The organism is Nonomuraea sp. B5E05, assembly GCF_039880665.1.
Taxonomy (GTDB): Bacteria; Actinomycetota; Actinomycetes; order Streptosporangiales; family Streptosporangiaceae; genus Nonomuraea.
Genome location: NZ_JBDPMJ010000004.1, coordinates 115,475 through 130,765 on the forward strand (window position 1 = coordinate 115,475; position 15,291 = coordinate 130,765).

A 15,291-nucleotide genomic window follows, 5' to 3' on the forward strand; every position below is an offset into this window, starting at 1 on the left:
CCCGAAACATGAATTTCGCTGTGCTCTGCCTCACCCTGGCGTCACCAACCCCTTGACATGCCTTACCGTGCGCTTATCGACGCTGTGGACAGAATGTGGGACCGGAACCGGAAAGAGGTGTGCCAGGCGTGCGGGTGCTGGTGGTTGAGGACGAGCGCGTGCTCGCCGACGCGATCGCGACAGGGCTCAGGCGCGAGGCCATGGCGGTGGACGTGGCCTATGACGGCGGGGGCGCGCTGGAACGCACCTCGTACGTCGACTACGACGTGATCGTGCTCGACCGTGACCTGCCGGTCGTGCACGGCGACGAGGTGTGCCGGCGGCTGGTGGAGCAGCGGACCGCCTCGCGCATCCTCATGCTGACCGCGTCGGGCGACGTGGACGACAAGGTGGAGGGGCTCGGCCTGGGGGCCGACGACTACCTCGCCAAGCCGTTCGTGTTCGTCGAGCTGGTCGCCAGGGTGCGCGCGCTCGGCCGCCGCTCCGCGCCCGCGCTGCCGCCCGTCCTCGATCGGGCCGGGATCCGGCTCGACCCGGGCAAGCGGCTCGTGCAGCGCGACGGCAAGGAGATCGTGCTGACCAAGAAGGAGTTCGCGGTCCTCGAGGAGCTGATGCGCGCCGAGGGCGCCGTGGTCAGCCAGGAGGACCTGCTGGACAAGGCATGGGACGAGAACATCGACCCGTTCACCAACGTGGTCCGCGTGACCATGATGACCTTGAGGAAGAAGCTGGGCGAGCCTCAGGTGATCGAGACCGTCCCAGGGGTGGGGTACAAGTTGTGACTGAACGGCCAGAGCGACAGGCGGGGCCGACGCATCCCATGATCAGCCCGCATTCCGCCAGGAAGGCGACACGCGTGCAGGAAGCGCCGCCGCCCGCCGGGCCGCGGTCCTGGGACGGCCCGCCCCCGCCGGCGCAGACACCGGTGCAGCGCACGCCGATGGAGCGGATGAAGGACCTGCCGGGCAGGGTCAGCATCCGGTGGCGGCTGACGCTCACCTACGGCGCGCTCGTCTTCGTGGCCGCCGCGGTGCTGCTGATCTCGGTCTACGTGATCGTCGGCACGGCCATCGACTACGCCTGGCCCAAAATCGAATGGAACCTCTCCCCTCTCCAGAACGCCCAGCTCGACGCCGTGTGGCAGGAGTCACAGCGGCAGGCGGTGCAGGAAGCCCGCGACGCCCTGTTCGGCAGCGCCTTCCTCGCGCTGCTCGGCGTCGGTATTCTCGCGCTCATCATCGGCTATTTCGTCGCCGACCGGGCGCTGCGGCCGGTGGCGCAGATGACCGGCACGGCGCGCAAGCTCTCCGAGAGCACCCTGGCCCACCAGCGCATCGCCCTGGAGGGCCCCAACGACGAGCTGAAGGAGCTGGCCGACACCTTCGACGCCATGCTCACCAGGCTCAACATCGCCTTCGACACCCAGCGCAGATTCGTGGCCAACGCCTCCCACGAACTGCGCACCCCCCTCACGATCAATCGCACGGTCCTGGAGATCGCCCTGTCGGATCCCGAGGCGTCGGAGGATCTCAAGGCGCTCGGCCGTACCCTCCTCGAAGTCAACGCGCGTAACGAGAAGCTCATCGAAGGCCTCCTGCTGCTCGCCAGGAGCGAGCGCGAACTCGCGGTGCGCAAACCGCTGGACGTTCAGGAAGTCGCTCAGACGGCCGTGGAACAGGTCGCGCCCTTCGCCCAGGAACACGGGGTCACCGTAACGACCGAACTGGTCAGCGCGCCTACCATAGGCGACCCGGTGCTGCTGGAACGCTCCGTCAGCAACCTGCTCGAGAACGCCGTGAAGTACAACATTCCCGAAAACGGAAAAGTGTGGATCCGGACGGGAATGGCGGACGGTGCCTTGGTTGTTCAGGTGGCCAACACGGGACAGCACGTCCCGGCGTACGAGGTGAACAGCTTGTTCGAGCCGTTCAGGAGGCTCCACTCCGACCGGGTGGATTCGGCCAAGGGATCGGGTCTCGGGCTGTCCATCGTCCGTGCGGTCGTACAGGCCCACGGCGGAAATGTGACCGCCGTGCCGCGTGATGGTGGAGGACTGGTCGTGACCATTCGGCTTCCGAGACGCTGACGCGCGCGTCGCCGCGTCGTGTTCGTGCGCGTGTTGAGGAGCGGGGGGCGTCTCATTGGTGCCGCACATGTGGTTGGATGTGCCGTCGAACACGGTGGTGCATGACGCCAAGGCTGTGGGTTTCGCCATATTTGGCTAACCATTGCCCTCGGCAGCAGGCCCTGACGTGTTGGGAGGTTCGTTGTCCGTTTCCTCGGGGTACCGATGGGAAATCTCTCCGGCGGAACGGGCACAAGACGGGCCTCCCGGACGTTAGAAGACGCGCGACGAGCGCGAAGACATATGGATGAGGGGGATGGAGTAAGCACAATGGCTACCGACTACGACAGCCCGCGCAAGACAGACGACGACCTGGGGGAGGACAGCCTCCAGGAACTCCAGGCGCGGCGCACCGACAAGTCGTCCGGCAGCATCGACATCGACGAGACCGACCTGGCCGAGTCGCTGGAGCTGCCCGGTGCCGACCTGTCGAACGAAGAGCTGTCCCTGAGGGTGATCCCCCGCCAGGCGGACGAGTTCACCTGCTCGCGCTGCTTCCTGGTGCACCACCGAAGCCAGCTGGCCTCCGAGAGGAACGGCCAGCAGGTCTGCCGGGAGTGCGCCGCCTAGTCAGAGGAGGCATCGCGTGGCCGAGACCGAGAGAGAACATCATGAGGGCAACGAGATCGCCGACCCCGATCGCGAGGTCGGCGAGCTCGTAGGCAAGCTCACCGGGCCGGGTGAGCTCGAGCCGGCCGAGCGGCGCAGACTGCTCGGCCGTCTAACCCAGGCCCTGTCCTCCGGGGCGAAGCGGGCACGCGTGACCGGCGCGGGCCGTGGCCGCTGGCTGGCGGACGTCTTCCTCAACATCGCGCCCCGCATCCCGATCAGAGACCTGCACACCCTCTCCGATCACCACCACGGCCTCACCGGCGAAGAGCTCGCCGATGACCTCGTACGCACCGCCCAGAAGGCCACGATGACCGTCGGCGCCATCGGCGGGGCGCTCGCGGCGGCCGAGTTCGCAGCACCACCTCTCCTGCTCTCCGCCCCCGCCCAACTCGTCGCCGAGACCATCGTCGTCGCCGCAGTCGAGGTCAAGCTCCTGGCCGAGCTGCACGAGGTCTACGGCGTTCACGTCCAGGGCACAGGAGCACAGCGCGCGGTCGCCTTCACGGCCGCCTGGGCCAAGCAGCGAGGCATCGACCCCCTCACTCCCGCCTCCGTCTCGATCGCCCTCGGCGCCGCCACGAAGACCGCCCTGCGCAACCGCCTGCTCCGCACGCTCGGCCGTCACCTGACCACGCTGGGCCCGTTCCTCACCGGCGCGGTCGCCGGCGGCACGCTCAACCGGATGGCGACCAAGAAACTCGGCCAGGCCGTACGCGACGACCTGCGCGTCAAGCGGACGTTACCCGCGGGCGAGCAGCCCGAGCTCCGCGAGCCCCGTGAGCTCCGCGAGATCGGCCACAACAAGCACGACGAGCTAGACCCTTAACCCGGTGAACGCCATCGTGAGCAGGGCGTCGGCCACGTCGTCCGACGAGGCGCCGCGCGACGGCTGATACCAGTCGGCGATCGAGTTGACCGTCCCGAACAACAGCCGCGTCACGAGCGCCGGATCCAGGTCCGGCCTGATGCTCCCCTCCGCCGCCGCCTCCTTGACCAGGCGGCTGATGAAGGCGTCGAACTCCCGCCGCCGCTCCAGCGCCACCTGCTCCGTCCGGCTGTTGCCGCGCACCCTCAGCAGCAGCGTCACGTAGGGCAGCCGGTCGACGAGGATGCGCACGCTCTGCCGCACGACCCACTCCAGGCGCTCGATCGCGGGGCCCGAGGTGGCCCGCTCGTCGGCGACCATCTCGGACAGCCCGTCGAGCGCCCGGTCGAGTGCCCGGCCGAGCAGCTGCTCCTTTCCGGGCACGTGGTAATAGATGGCCGACTTGGTGACGCCGAGCGCTCTGGCCAGATCTTCCATGCTCGTTCCGTCGTAGCCGCGCTCGTTGAAGACGCCCACGGCGATGGAGAGCACGGACTCGGGGTCGTGCCCCCGCCGGCGCTGGCGGGTGGGGGTCGGGATGGCCATGGCGTTAATTATCGCTGGTTATCCGCTGGTCGATGACGCGTTTGCGTTTGCCGGCCGACCGCTCCAGCGTCTCCGGGTCCACCACCTCGACCTCCACGCTCACGCCCACGGTCGCCTTGACCAGGTGGCGCAGCGCCGCGCCCGCCTCCGGCCCGCCCGCGAAACCGGGGGCCTCGACCCTGACCGTCATCACGTCGAGCCGCCCGGGGCGGGTCAGGTGGAGCTGGAAGTGCGGTGACAGGCGGGTCGAGCTCGTCCGGGCCGGGGGGATCTCCTCGTCTCACGTCAGCTCCCGGCTCCGGCCGCGGAACTCCGCGACCACCTGACCGTCCGGCCTGCTCATCTGGTCGGTCACGGTCATGCGGCACACCGCGCGTCCCTCGCCCAGCGCCATCAGCTCGATGCCCAGGGCGGCGGAGGCGGTGTCGGCGTCCATCATGCGACGCGCGCTCTCCAACGCAGGTCTTCCTTGTCAACTGACCGAATGTTCGGTAAACACTTCACCGTCCGGACGATCGCTGTCAAGAGGGTGAGCACCATGTTCGAACAGCACCGCGAGACCCTGGAGAAGGCCCTTTCCGCGATCGCCGGACGCGGTTACTGGAGTGCCTACCCCGAATCGCCCAGCCCGCGCGTCTACGGCGAGGGCGCGGCCGAGCGCGGCAAGGAGGCCTTCGAGTCGTACCTCGGCAAACCCTTCCCCCTCGACCAGCCGGGCACCGGGGCCTGGGTCGGCGCGGAGCGCTCGCCGTACGGGATCGACCTCGGCGTCACCTACCCGGAGCCGGTCGCCGGCGATCTGATCGAGGCCGCGAAGGCGGCGCTGCCCGCCTGGCGCGACGCCGGGCCCGAGGCGCGTGCGCTGGCCTGCGTCGAGATCGTCGACCGGATCAACAAGCGCGGGTTCGAGCTGGCCAACGCGGTGCAGCACACCACCGGGCAGGCGTTCGTGATGGCCTTCCAGGCGGGCGGGCCGCACGCGCAGGACCGCGCGCTGGAGGCCGTCGCCTACGCCTACGCCGCCATGACCTCGTCGGCCGCCGCCGCCCGCTGGGAGAAACCGGCCAAGGGCGAGCCGCTGGTGATGGAGAAGCGCTTCACCGTCGTGCCCAGGGGCGTCGCGCTCGTGATCGGCTGCAACACGTTCCCGACGTGGAACGCCTACCCGGGGCTGTTCGCCTCGCTCGCCACCGGCAATCCGGTGATCGTCAAGCCGCATCCGCGCGCCGTGCTGCCGCTCGCGATCACGGTCCAGATCGCCCGCGAGGTGCTGGCCGAGGCCGGGTACGACCCCGCCCTCGTCACGCTGGCCGCCGAGGAGGGCAACGACCTGGCCAGGACGCTGGCGACGCACCCCGACATCCGCATCGTGGACTTCACCGGGTCGACGGAGTTCGGCGACTGGCTGGAGCGGAACGCCACGCAGGCGCTCGTGCACACCGAGAAGGCCGGGGTCAACACGGTGGTCATCGACTCCACCGACTCCTGGAAGGGCATGCTGGGCAACCTGGCGTTCTCGTTGTCGCTCTACAGCGGCCAGATGTGCACGGCGCCGCAGAACATCCTCGTCCCCTCGGGAGGCATCGAGACCGACGAGGGGCACAAGAGCTTCGACGAGGTCGCCGCAGGGCTCGCCGCCGCCGTCGGGAAGCTGCTCGGCGACGACGCCCGCGCGGTCGAGCTGACCGGCGCGCTCGTCAGCCCCGACGTGCTGGCCAGGGTGGAGGCGGCGCCGTCGCTCGGCGAGGTGGTGCTGGAATCGCGAGCGCCCGCGCATCCGGCGTTCCCCGACGCCGTGATCAGAACGCCGGTGATCGTCCGGGTCGATCCCGAGCAGCCGGACGTCTACGGGCGCGAGCACTTCGGCCCTCTCTCGTTCGTCATCCCCACGGGTTCGACGCGGGAGAGCCTCGACGTGCTGCGCCGCACGATCAAGGCCCGCGGCGCGCTCACCGCCTCCGCCTACTCCACCTCCTCCGACGTGCTCGACCAGGCCGAGCGCGCCGCCCTCGACGCCGGCGTCAACCTGTCGTGCAACCTGACCGGCGGCGTCTTCGTCAACCAGTCGGCCGCGTTCAGCGACTACCACGGCAGCGGCGCCAACCCGGCGGCCACGGCCTCGCTCACCGACCCCGGCTACGTCGCGGGCCGCTTCCATGTGGTGCAATCCAGGCGACCGGCATGATTCCCCCGCGCGAGGAGTGACATGACTGAGGTATACCTGGTCGGCGGCGTGCGCACCCCCATGGGCAGGTACGGCGGCGCGCTGGCCGACGTGCGCCCCGACGACCTGGCGGCGCTGGTCGTCGGCGAGGCGGTGCGCCGCAGCGGCGCCGGCCCCGAGGCGTTCGACGAGGTGGTCCTGGGCGCCGCCAACCAGGCGGGCGAGGACAACAGGAACGTCGCCCGCATGGCCACCCTGCTGGCCGGGCTGCCCGCGACGACGCCCGCGTACACCGTCAACCGGCTCTGCGCCAGCGGCCTGACCGCGATCGTCTCGGCCGCGCAGGCCGTGCGCGCGGGCGAGGCGGACCTCGTGGTGGCCGGTGGTGTCGAGTCCATGACCCGGGCTCCCTGGGTGATGGCCAAACCGGGCACCCCATGGGCGAAGCCGGGCGAGGTGGCCGACACCTCGCTCGGGTGGCGCTTCGCCAACCCGCGCTTCGACGCGCGCACCACGATGTCGATGGGCGAGACCGCCGAGGAGGTGGCCGCGCTCGACGGCATCACGAGGGAGGAGTCCGACGCCTGGGCGCTGCGCAGCCACACCCGGGCGGTGGCGGCGGCCAAGGAGGGCCGCTTCGCCGCCGACCTCGTCCCGGTGGGCGAGGTCACCGCCGACGAGGGCCCGCGCCCCGACACCTCGATGGAGCGCCTGGCGAAACTCAGGACGATCTTCCGCGCGGGCGGTGTCGTCACGGCGGGCTCGTCGTCCCCGCTCTCCGACGGCGCGGCGGCCGTGGTGGTCGCCGGCGAGGAGGCCGTACGCCGGCACGGACTGACGCCGCGGGCCAGGATCGTCGCCGGCGCGTCCGCGGGCGTGGAGCCACACCTGATGGGGCTGGGCCCGGTCCCGTCGACGAAGAAGGCCCTGGCCCGCGCCGGCTGGGAGTCCACCGACACCGTCGAGATCAACGAGGCGTTCGCGCCGCAACTGCTCGCCTGCGTCCGCCGGCTCGGCCTGGATCCGGAGACGGTCAACGCCGACGGCGGCGCCATCGCGCTCGGCCATCCGCTGGGCTGCTCGGGCGCCCGCCTGGTCGTCACGCTGCTCGGCCGGATGGAGCGCGAGTCCGGTCGGCGCGGGCTGGCCAGCCTCTGCGTGGGCGTGGGCCAGGGCGTCGCGATGCTGGTGGAGTCCCCATGAACGTGGCCGTGATCGGCGGCGGGCGGATGGGCGCGGGCATCGCGCAGGTCTTCCTGGCCGCGGGCGACCACGTCACCGTACGGGAGCCGCAGGCCGAGGCGGCCAGGCGGCGCATCGCCGAGGGCCTGGCCATCGCCGAGTCCAAGGGTTCGGTGGACAGGGACGAGGCGCTGGCCCGCCTCGTCATGGCCGAGGTGCCCGCGGACGCCGACCTGGTGATCGAGGCGGTGCCCGAGGACGCGGCGCTCAAGGTCCGGGTGCTGGCCGAGGCCGAGGCCAAGGCCGGGGGCGACGCCGTGCTGGCCACCAACACCAGCTCGTTGTCCATCGCCGAGCTGGCCGCCGCCCTCGACCGCCCCGAGCGCCTGATCGGCCTGCACTTCTTCAACCCCGTCCCGGTCCAGCGGCTGGTCGAGATCGTCGTCACCGGGTCCACCCCGGCCGCCGTGCTCGACCGGGCGAGGGGGCACGTCGAGCGCATCGGCAAGACCGGCGTGGTGGTCAACGACTCGCCGGGGTTCGCCACCAGCCGGCTGGGGGTGCTGCTCGGGCTGGAGGCCATCCGCATGGTGGAGGAGGGCGTCGCCTCTGCCGAGGACATCGACACGGCGATGGCGCTCGGCTACGGCCATCCGATGGGGCCGCTCAAGCTGAGCGACCTGGTGGGCCTGGACGTGCGGCTGGCCATCGCCGGCTATCTGCACGCCCGGCTCGGACCCCGCTTCGAGCCGCCCGCGCTGCTGCGGGAGAAGGTGGCCGCCGGTGAGCTGGGCCGCAAGACCGGGAAGGGCTTCTACCAGTGGTGATGTGATCACGGAGAGTCAGGAGGGTGCGCGATGGCCAAGCCGTTCGCCTCGTCGGCGGATCTCGGTGAGAAGCGGCAGTCCCTGGAGACCCTGGCCGAGGGCGTCTACGCGCTCACGGCCGAGGGCGACCCCAACGTGGGCGCCGTCGAGGGAGAGGACTTCCTGGTCTGCTTCGAGGCCCTCGCGACGCCCGTGGTGGCCCGCGCGTGGCTGGCCAGGCTGCGCGAGCACACGGACAAGCCGATCCGCTACCTGGTGCTGTCGCACTACCACGCGGTGAGGGTGCTGGGCGCCTCCGCGTTCGGCGCCGACGTGATCGTGACGCACGAGAAGACCCGCGAGCTGATCGCCGAGCGCGGCGAGCAGGACTGGGCCAGCGAGTACGCCAGGATGCCCCGCCTGTTCAAGGAGCCCGCCTCGATCCTGGGGCTGACCTGGCCGACGGCGACGTTCAGCGACAGGTTCACCATCGACCTGGGCGGCGACCGCGGCGACCTGGTGCTGCACTACTGCGGCCGCGGCCACACCGAGGGCGACCTGGTGGCGTGGCTGCCCCGGCAGCGCATCCTGTTCGCCGGCGACCTGGTCGAGTCGCAGGCGGCCCTCTACACCGGCGACGCCTTCCACCGCGACTGGGCGTCGTCCACCCTCGACCGCGTGGCGTCGTTCGGGGCCGAGACGCTGGTCGGCGGCAGGGGAGCGGTGGCGCGCGGAGCGGGGGAGGTCGAGGCGTCCGTCGGCCAGACGCGCGACTTCCTCGCCGTCATGCTGCGCGAGGTGAGCGCGGCGGGCACGCTGAAGGAGGCGTTCGAGCGTACCCACCGGGCACTGGAGCCTCGCTACGGCTCCTGGCCGATCTTCGAGCACTGCCTGCCGTTCAACGTCTCCAGGCTCTGGGACGAGCTGCACGGCGTCGAGCGCCCGCGCGTGTGGACCGCGGAGCGCGACCGCGAGGTCTGGGACGAGCTTCAGTCATGAACGCCGGAAGGTCGCGGGGACGCGAAGCGTCCCCGCAGGTGGGGAGGTCTCTTCCTTTGTCCGGGGTATGCGGGGTGTCCCCGCAGGTCGGGGTGTCCCCGCAGGTCGAGGCGGCCCCGCAGGTGATCGTCATCGGGGCGGGTCCTGTCGGGCTGAGCACCGCGCTGCTGCTGGCCCGCTGGGGTGTCCGGGTGCTGGTGCTCGACCAGCGCGCGGAGCGGGGGCGGGCCGGATCGAAGTCGATCTGCCAGCAGCGTGACGTGCTGGACATCTGGTGCGCCGCGGGCGCGGGCCAGGTGGCGAAGGAGGGCCTGGCCTGGACCACCGCCCGCACCTACTACCGCGGCCGCGAGCTGTTCTCGTGGTCGTTCGAGCGCGAGGGCCCGCTGCCGGCCTGCGTGAACATCTCCCAGACCCGCACCGAGCAGATCCTCGACGCGGCCGTGGCCGCACAGCCGCTCATCGAGGTGCGCTGGAACCACGAGGTCACCGGCATCACCCAGGACGCCCGCGGCGTCACCGTGCACTGCGGCGGCCGGCTGCTGCGCGCGCCCTACGCGGTGGCCTGCGCGGGCGCCAGGGCCCAGCGGGTACGCGAGGCGCTCGGGGTCACGTTCGACGGGGAGACGTACGACGACCAGTTCCTGATCTGCGACATCAGGGCCGACCTGCCCGGCTGGGAGAACGAGCGCCGCTTCTACTTCGACCCCGTGTGGAACCCGGGCCGGCAGGTGCTGATCCATCCGTGCCCCGGCGGGACGTTCAGGATCGACTGGCAGATCGCGCCCGACTTCATCCCGACGGACGAGGACAGGGCGCGGAACATCAGGAAGGTCGTCGGGGACCGGCCGTACGAGTTGTTGTGGCACAGCACGTACCGCTTCCACTCGCGGCTGGCCTCCCGCATGCGCGCGGGTCGCGTGCTGCTGGCGGGCGACTGCGCCCATCTGGTGGCGCCATTCGGGGCGCGCGGGCTCAACTCGGGCGTCCCAGACGCCGAGAACGCGGCCTGGAAGCTGGCTTTCGTGCTCAACGGCTGGGCGGGGGAGGAGCTGCTCGAGACCTACCACGCCGAACGGCACGCGGCCGCGCTGGAGAACCTGGAGGTGACCGCCGCCACCATGCGGTTCATCGCGCCCAGGACCGTGGAGGAGCGGATGCGCCGGCGGGCCGCGCTGGAGTGCGGGCTGGTCGCGGAGATCGACTCGGGCCGGTTCGCGGAGCCCTTCTGGTACGTGGATTCGCCGCTCACGACGCCGGATCCGGCCCGGCCGTTTCCCGGCAGGCCGCCCAAGGGTTCACGCTGCGTGCCCGCACCAGGGGTGATCCTCCCGGACGTGCCGTTGCCCGGGGGGAGGTTGCGCGAGTTCTGCCGGGACGGTTTCCTGCTCCTGCTGGGTGAAATGTGCGATTCGCGTTTGTTTGCGCAGGTCTTGGGCAAGGTCAAGAGGGCACCGCTCGCCGTACGTGGGTTCGCGGAGATGGACGGGACAGGCTCGCTCGCCGGGAAGCTCGGCGCCGGGCCGGATGAGGCATGGCTCATCAGGCCCGACTCCCACATCGCCGCGATCATCCCCCATGCGGGTCCGGAGTCGGTGGCGGTCGCTCTGAGTCGCGCTCTTGGCGACTTTCCCGACATTTGACCCCTAGAGGAGGACTGCGTGACTGGCCGTAGCTCGTTTCTGATCGTCGCGAACCGGTTGCCGGTGGACCGCACGATCGAGCCTGACGGAACGGCCTCGTGGCGCAGGAGTCCTGGCGGGCTCGTCACCGCGATCGCACCGGTGATGAAGCGCCGCCACGGAGCCTGGGCCGGCTGGCACGGGGCGCCCGACGAGAAGCTGGAGCCGTTCGAGCAGGACGGCATGAACCTCGTCCCGATCCCGCTGTCCGCCAGCGAAGTTGAGCTGTACTACGAGGGCTTCTCCAACGCCACCCTGTGGCCGCTGTACCACGACGTCGTGGCGCCGCCGGTCTACCACCGGGAGATGTGGGAGGCCTACCGCTCGGTCAACGAGCGGTTCGCCGCCGCTGCCGCCGACGCCGCCGAGCAGGGCGCGGTCGTGTGGGTGCAGGACTACCAGTTGCAACTGGTGCCCGCGATGCTCCGCAGATTGCGGCCCGACCTGCGGATCGGGTTCTTCCTGCACATCCCGTTCCCGCCGACCGAGCTGTTCTGGCGGCTGCCCTGGCGCAAGGAACTGGTCGAAGGGCTGCTCGGGGCCGATCTGGTGGGCTTCCAGCTGCCAGGTGGCGCATCCAACTTCCGCAGGTTGTGCCGGCGGCTGCTCGGGCTGCCGTACAAGGGGAACGAGATCTTCCTCGACGACCGCATCGTGACCACGCAGGCGTTCCCGATCTCCGTGGACTTCGCGCACCTCGACTCGCTCGTACGCGAGCCGCACATCGCGGCGCGGGCCAAGGAGATCAGGGTCGAGCTGGGCGACCCCGAGCACGTGCTGCTCGGCGTCGACCGCCTCGACTACACCAAGGGCATCGGCCAGCGCCTGGAAGCGTTCGGCGAGTTGCTCAAGGACGGGCGGCTGCGGCCGAACGAGGCGGTGTTCGTGCAGATCGCCACGCCGAGCAGGGAACGGGTGGAGGAGTATCGGCGCCTGCGCGACGACATCGAACTGCAGGTGGGCCGGATCAACGGCGAGCACGCGCAGCTCGGCTACCAGCCCGTGCAGTATTTCCACCAGTCGTACGACCAGGAGGAGCTGGCCGCGCTCTATCTCGCCGCCGACGTCATGGTCGTCACCCCGCTGCGTGACGGGATGAACCTGGTGGCCAAGGAGTACGTGTCCTGCCACCACGACCTGAACGGCGCGCTGGTGCTCAGCGAGTTCACCGGGGCGGCGGACGAGCTGCGCCAGGCGTACCTGGTCAACCCGTACGACGTGGAGGACGTCAAACGCCAGATGATGGCGGCGATGCGGGCCACGCCGCACGAGCTGGCCCGGCGGATGCGCACCATGCGCCGCCGGGTGGCCACCTACGACGTGGACCGCTGGGCGAACGAGTTTCTCAATGCCCTGGAGTCACCTGCTTCACAGCCTTCCACGCGTCGTAACGCTTCTTGGCGGTCCGGTTGACCACGATCTGAGCCACGGACATGCCGACGCCCATGAGGACGGCGTAGCCGATGGCCTCGCCCAGGCTGACCTCGGGTGAGTCGGTGTCGACAGGAGGCTCCTTGCCGGTCGCCTTCACCCAGACGAACCCGAGGAGCTTCCTGGCCGCCCAGGCCGTCACGAGCCCCACCAAGCCGCCGATGACCCGCCAGGCCACGTCTGGCTTGTCCTCCGCCATACCGATCTCCCTTCCCGTTGGTAACGAACACTAGTCTGTACCGCTTGCCGTGCGCCGAAGCCGTAGCATAAGGAGGCATGACTCAACAGCGACCAGGCCATGCCTCCATGCCGGAAAAGCCGACTCTCGATGGCTTGGAGCAGGTATGGGTAGCTCGTTGGGACGCTGAGGGCACCTACCGCTTCGACAGGTCCGCGCCGCGCGAGCAGGTCTACTCCATCGACACGCCGCCGCCGACCGTGTCGGGCTCGCTGCACATCGGGCACGTCTTCTCCTACACCCACGCCGACATCATGGCCCGCTACCAGCGGATGACCGGAAAATCGGTGTTCTACCCCATCGGCTGGGACGACAACGGCCTGCCCACCGAGCGCCGGGTGCAGAACGTCTACGGCGTGCGCTGCGACCCGTCGCTGCCCTACGACCCTGACTTCGTCCCGCCGGACAAGCCGGGCAAGCGCGAACTCCCCGTCTCGCGGCGCAACTTCGTGGAGCTGTGCCACGAACTGACCGCACTCGACGAGCAGGCGTTCGAGGAGGTGTGGCGGCGGGTCGGCCTGTCGGTCGACTGGTCGCTGCTCTACACCACGATCAGCGACGAGTCCCGGGCGGTCTCCCAGCGGGCGTTCCTGCGCAACCTGAGGCGCGACGAGGCCTACCTCGCCGAGGCGCCCACGCTGTGGGACGTCACCTTCCGCACCGCCGTCGCGCAGGCCGAGCTGGAAGACCGCGAATGGCCCGGCGCCTTTCACAAGATCTCCTTCTACGGCGAGCGGGGTCCGGTCTGGATCGAGACGACCAGGCCCGAGCTGATCCCGGCGTGCGTGGCGCTGGTCGCGCACCCCGACGACGAGCGTTACCAGCCGCTGTTCGGCACGTCGGTGCTGACGCCGCTGTTCGGCGTCGAGGTGCCGGTGCTCGCCCACCGCCTGGCCGAGCCCGACAAGGGCTCCGGCATCGCCATGATCTGCACGTTCGGCGACGTCACCGACGTGACCTGGTGGCGCGAGCTGCGGCTGCCGACCCGGCCGGTCATCGGCTGGGACGGCCGGCTGCTGCCGGAGCCGCCCGAGGGCGTCGAGGCCGAGCCGTACAAAGAGCTGGCGGGCAAGACCGTCCACAGCGCGCGCGAGCGCATCGTGGAGCTGCTGCGCGAGTCCGGCGACCTGGAGGGCGAGCCCCGTCCGGTGCAGCGCACGGTGAAGTTCTACGAGCGCGGCGACAAGCCGCTGGAGATCGTCACCACCCGCCAGTGGTACATCCGCAACGGCGGCCGCGACGAGGAGCTGCGCGAGCGGCTGCTGGAGCGGGGCAGCGAGCTGGCGTGGCACCCGCCGCACATGCGCGTGCGCTACGACACCTGGGTGCAGGGGCTCACCAGCGACTGGCTGATCTCCCGCCAGCGCTTCTTCGGCGTGCCCTTCCCGGTCTGGTATCCGGTCGACGAGTCCGGGCAGCCCGTCCACGACGCGCCGATCCTGCCGGCCGAGGACACCCTGCCGGTCGATCCGTCCTCCGACGTGCCGCCCGGCTACAGCGAGGCCCAGCGCGGCGCGCCCGGCGGGTTCGTGGCCGACCCCGACGTCATGGACACCTGGGCCACCTCGTCGCTGACACCGCAGATCGCCGGCCGCTGGGAGAGCGACGACGACCTGTTCAAGCGGGTCTTCCCGGCCGACCTCAGGCCGCAGGCGCACGAGATCATCCGTACCTGGCTGTTCTCGACCGTGGTCAGGTCGCACTACGAGTTCGGCGGGCTGCCGTGGAGCGACGCGGCGATCTCGGGGTGGATCCTCGACCCCGACCGCAAGAAGATGTCCAAGTCCAAGGGCAACGTCGTCGTCACCCCGCTCGACCTGCTGGAGAAGCACGGCTCCGACGCCGTGCGCTACTGGGCGGCCAACGGTCGTTACGGCGTCGACACCGCCTTCGACGCCGCGCAGCTCAAGATCGGCCGGCGGCTGGCGATCAAGATCCTCAACGCGTCGAAGTTCGTGCTCGGGCTGGCCGGCAGCGAGGGCGACGTCACCGAGCCGCTCGACCTGTCGATGCTGGCGGCCCTGTCCGACGCCGTACGCGAGGCGGGGGAGGGGCTCGGCGCCTACGACCACACCAGGGCGCTGGAGGCCGTCGAGCGCTTCTTCTGGGCGTTCTGCGACGACTACCTCGAGCTGGTCAAGGCCCGCGCCTACGAGTCCGGCCCCGCCGCGGCCTCCGCCCACGCGGCGCTGCGGCAGGCCCTCGACGTGCTGCTGCGGCTGTTCGCGCCGTTCCTCCCCTTCGTGACCGAGGAGGTGTGGTCGTGGTGGCGCGAGGGCTCGGTCCATCACGCGCCGTGGCCCCAGGCCGAACGCGGCGACGGCGACCCGGCGGTGCTGGCCGTGGCCTCAGAGGTGCTCGGGCGGGTGCGCAAGGCCAAGTCGGAGGCCAAGCTGTCGATGCGGGCCGAGGTCAGCAGGCTGACCGTCACGGGGCCTGAGACCGCACTCGTCCGGCAGGCACAGGACGACCTGTGCGCGGCGGGCAACGTCGAGGAGTTCGTCCTGGAGCACGGTGACGCGCTGCACGTCGAGGTCCATCTGGGCTGACGTCCCCGCGCCGGTCACCTCGTCCCTGCGAGGCATGCGGGAGCCGCCCGTGACCGGGAGCCCTGACACCGGACGGCCACGGTGTCAGGGCA

15 protein-coding genes are annotated in these 15,291 nt (G+C 70.5%); 11 read left to right on the forward strand and 4 right to left on the reverse strand.

Features of this window, described 5'->3' with window-relative positions:
• Positions 1–128 precede the first annotated feature (128 nt).
• The 4 genes from ABGB01_RS09275 to ABGB01_RS09290 all read left to right on the forward strand — a co-directional run bounded on the left by ABGB01_RS09275 (position 129) and on the right by ABGB01_RS09290 (position 3,563).
• Positions 129–782, forward strand: a complete 654-nt coding sequence (locus ABGB01_RS09275) for a response regulator transcription factor (RefSeq protein WP_347772320.1) — start codon at positions 129–131, stop codon at positions 780–782.
• A 74-nt stretch (positions 783–856) separates the two neighbouring features.
• Positions 857–2,086, forward strand: coding sequence for an ATP-binding protein (locus ABGB01_RS09280; protein ID WP_347772322.1), 1,230 nt, complete (start codon positions 857–859; stop codon positions 2,084–2,086).
• Positions 2,087–2,395: 309 nt separating this feature from the next.
• Complete coding sequence (locus tag ABGB01_RS09285; RefSeq protein WP_090929286.1) at positions 2,396–2,695, forward strand: DUF4193 domain-containing protein; 300 nt, start codon at positions 2,396–2,398, stop codon at positions 2,693–2,695.
• A 16-nt stretch (positions 2,696–2,711) separates the two neighbouring features.
• Positions 2,712–3,563 (forward strand): hypothetical protein, encoded by an 852-nt coding sequence (locus tag ABGB01_RS09290; RefSeq protein WP_347772325.1) that lies wholly within the window; start codon positions 2,712–2,714, stop codon positions 3,561–3,563.
• On the opposite strand, the gene ABGB01_RS09295 is transcribed toward ABGB01_RS09290, so the two are convergent.
• The 3 genes from ABGB01_RS09295 to ABGB01_RS09305 are packed head-to-tail and all read right to left on the reverse strand — an operon-like array spanning position 3,552 to position 4,605.
• Positions 3,552–4,148 carry a TetR/AcrR family transcriptional regulator gene (locus ABGB01_RS09295; RefSeq protein ID WP_347772327.1) on the reverse strand — a complete coding sequence of 199 codons (597 nt, stop codon included), beginning with the start codon at positions 4,146–4,148 and terminating at the stop codon, positions 3,552–3,554. The two genes, ABGB01_RS09290 and ABGB01_RS09295, sit on opposite strands and share 12 nt — an antisense overlap.
• A 4-nt stretch (positions 4,149–4,152) precedes the next feature.
• Entirely contained in the window at positions 4,153–4,419 is a 267-nt protein-coding gene (locus tag ABGB01_RS09300; protein WP_347772914.1) for a hypothetical protein, read from the reverse strand.
• Positions 4,420–4,428: 9 nt separating this feature from the next.
• A complete protein-coding gene (locus ABGB01_RS09305) occupies positions 4,429–4,605 on the reverse strand; it encodes a hypothetical protein (protein WP_347772329.1) in 177 nt (58 codons plus the stop codon).
• A gap of 81 nt (positions 4,606–4,686) precedes the next feature.
• Here ABGB01_RS09305 and paaN point away from each other — a divergent pair, with 81 nt between their 5' ends.
• The 6 genes from paaN (at position 4,687) to ABGB01_RS09335 (ending at position 12,394) form a co-directional block, all read left to right on the forward strand.
• Positions 4,687–6,333: a phenylacetic acid degradation protein PaaN gene (gene paaN / locus ABGB01_RS09310; RefSeq protein ID WP_347772331.1), complete on the forward strand. Its 1,647-nt coding sequence runs from the start codon at positions 4,687–4,689 to the stop codon at positions 6,331–6,333.
• Between the two features lie 21 nt (positions 6,334–6,354).
• A complete protein-coding gene (locus ABGB01_RS09315; RefSeq protein ID WP_347772333.1) occupies positions 6,355–7,515 on the forward strand; it encodes a thiolase family protein in 1,161 nt (386 codons plus the stop codon).
• Positions 7,512–8,321 carry a 3-hydroxyacyl-CoA dehydrogenase family protein gene (locus tag ABGB01_RS09320; protein ID WP_347772335.1) on the forward strand — a complete coding sequence of 270 codons (810 nt, stop codon included), beginning with the start codon at positions 7,512–7,514 and terminating at the stop codon, positions 8,319–8,321. The genes ABGB01_RS09315 and ABGB01_RS09320 overlap by 4 nt, the downstream gene beginning before the upstream one ends.
• A gap of 30 nt (positions 8,322–8,351) precedes the next feature.
• Positions 8,352–9,299, forward strand: a complete 948-nt coding sequence (locus ABGB01_RS09325; RefSeq protein ID WP_347772336.1) for an MBL fold metallo-hydrolase — start codon at positions 8,352–8,354, stop codon at positions 9,297–9,299.
• Positions 9,300–9,373: 74 nt separating this feature from the next.
• Positions 9,374–10,942 (forward strand): FAD-dependent oxidoreductase, encoded by a 1,569-nt coding sequence (locus ABGB01_RS09330; protein ID WP_347772337.1) that lies wholly within the window; start codon positions 9,374–9,376, stop codon positions 10,940–10,942.
• An 18-nt stretch (positions 10,943–10,960) separates the two neighbouring features.
• On the forward strand, positions 10,961–12,394 hold the full coding sequence (locus tag ABGB01_RS09335) for a trehalose-6-phosphate synthase (RefSeq protein WP_347646830.1): 1,434 nt from the start codon (positions 10,961–10,963) through the stop codon (positions 12,392–12,394).
• On the opposite strand, the gene ABGB01_RS09340 is transcribed toward ABGB01_RS09335, so the two are convergent.
• Positions 12,327–12,611, reverse strand: a complete 285-nt coding sequence (locus ABGB01_RS09340) for a DUF4235 domain-containing protein (protein WP_347618039.1) — start codon at positions 12,609–12,611, stop codon at positions 12,327–12,329. The two genes, ABGB01_RS09335 and ABGB01_RS09340, sit on opposite strands and share 68 nt — an antisense overlap.
• 107 nt (positions 12,612–12,718) lie before the next feature.
• Between ABGB01_RS09340 and valS the strand changes: the two genes are divergently transcribed.
• Entirely contained in the window at positions 12,719–15,199 is a 2,481-nt protein-coding gene (gene valS / locus ABGB01_RS09345) for a valine--tRNA ligase (protein WP_347772916.1), read from the forward strand.
• Positions 15,200–15,291: the final 92 nt, after the last annotated feature.

Bases quoted from the DNA above. Each gene is read 5' to 3' on its own strand.
- ABGB01_RS09315 (WP_347772333.1), top strand. From the start codon at position 6,355: ATGACTGAGGTATACCTGGTCGGCGGCGTGCGCACCCCCATGGGCAGG.
- ABGB01_RS09320 (WP_347772335.1), top strand. From the start codon at position 7,512: ATGAACGTGGCCGTGATCGGCGGCGGGCGGATGGGCGCGGGCATCGCG.
- ABGB01_RS09325 (WP_347772336.1), top strand. From the start codon at position 8,352: ATGGCCAAGCCGTTCGCCTCGTCGGCGGATCTCGGTGAGAAGCGGCAG.
- paaN (WP_347772331.1), top strand. From the start codon at position 4,687: ATGTTCGAACAGCACCGCGAGACCCTGGAGAAGGCCCTTTCCGCGATC.
- ABGB01_RS09340 (WP_347618039.1), bottom strand. From the start codon at position 12,611: ATGGCGGAGGACAAGCCAGACGTGGCCTGGCGGGTCATCGGCGGCTTG.
- ABGB01_RS09295 (WP_347772327.1), bottom strand. From the start codon at position 4,148: ATGGCCATCCCGACCCCCACCCGCCAGCGCCGGCGGGGGCACGACCCC.
- valS (WP_347772916.1), top strand. From the start codon at position 12,719: ATGCCGGAAAAGCCGACTCTCGATGGCTTGGAGCAGGTATGGGTAGCT.
- ABGB01_RS09285 (WP_090929286.1), top strand. From the start codon at position 2,396: ATGGCTACCGACTACGACAGCCCGCGCAAGACAGACGACGACCTGGGG.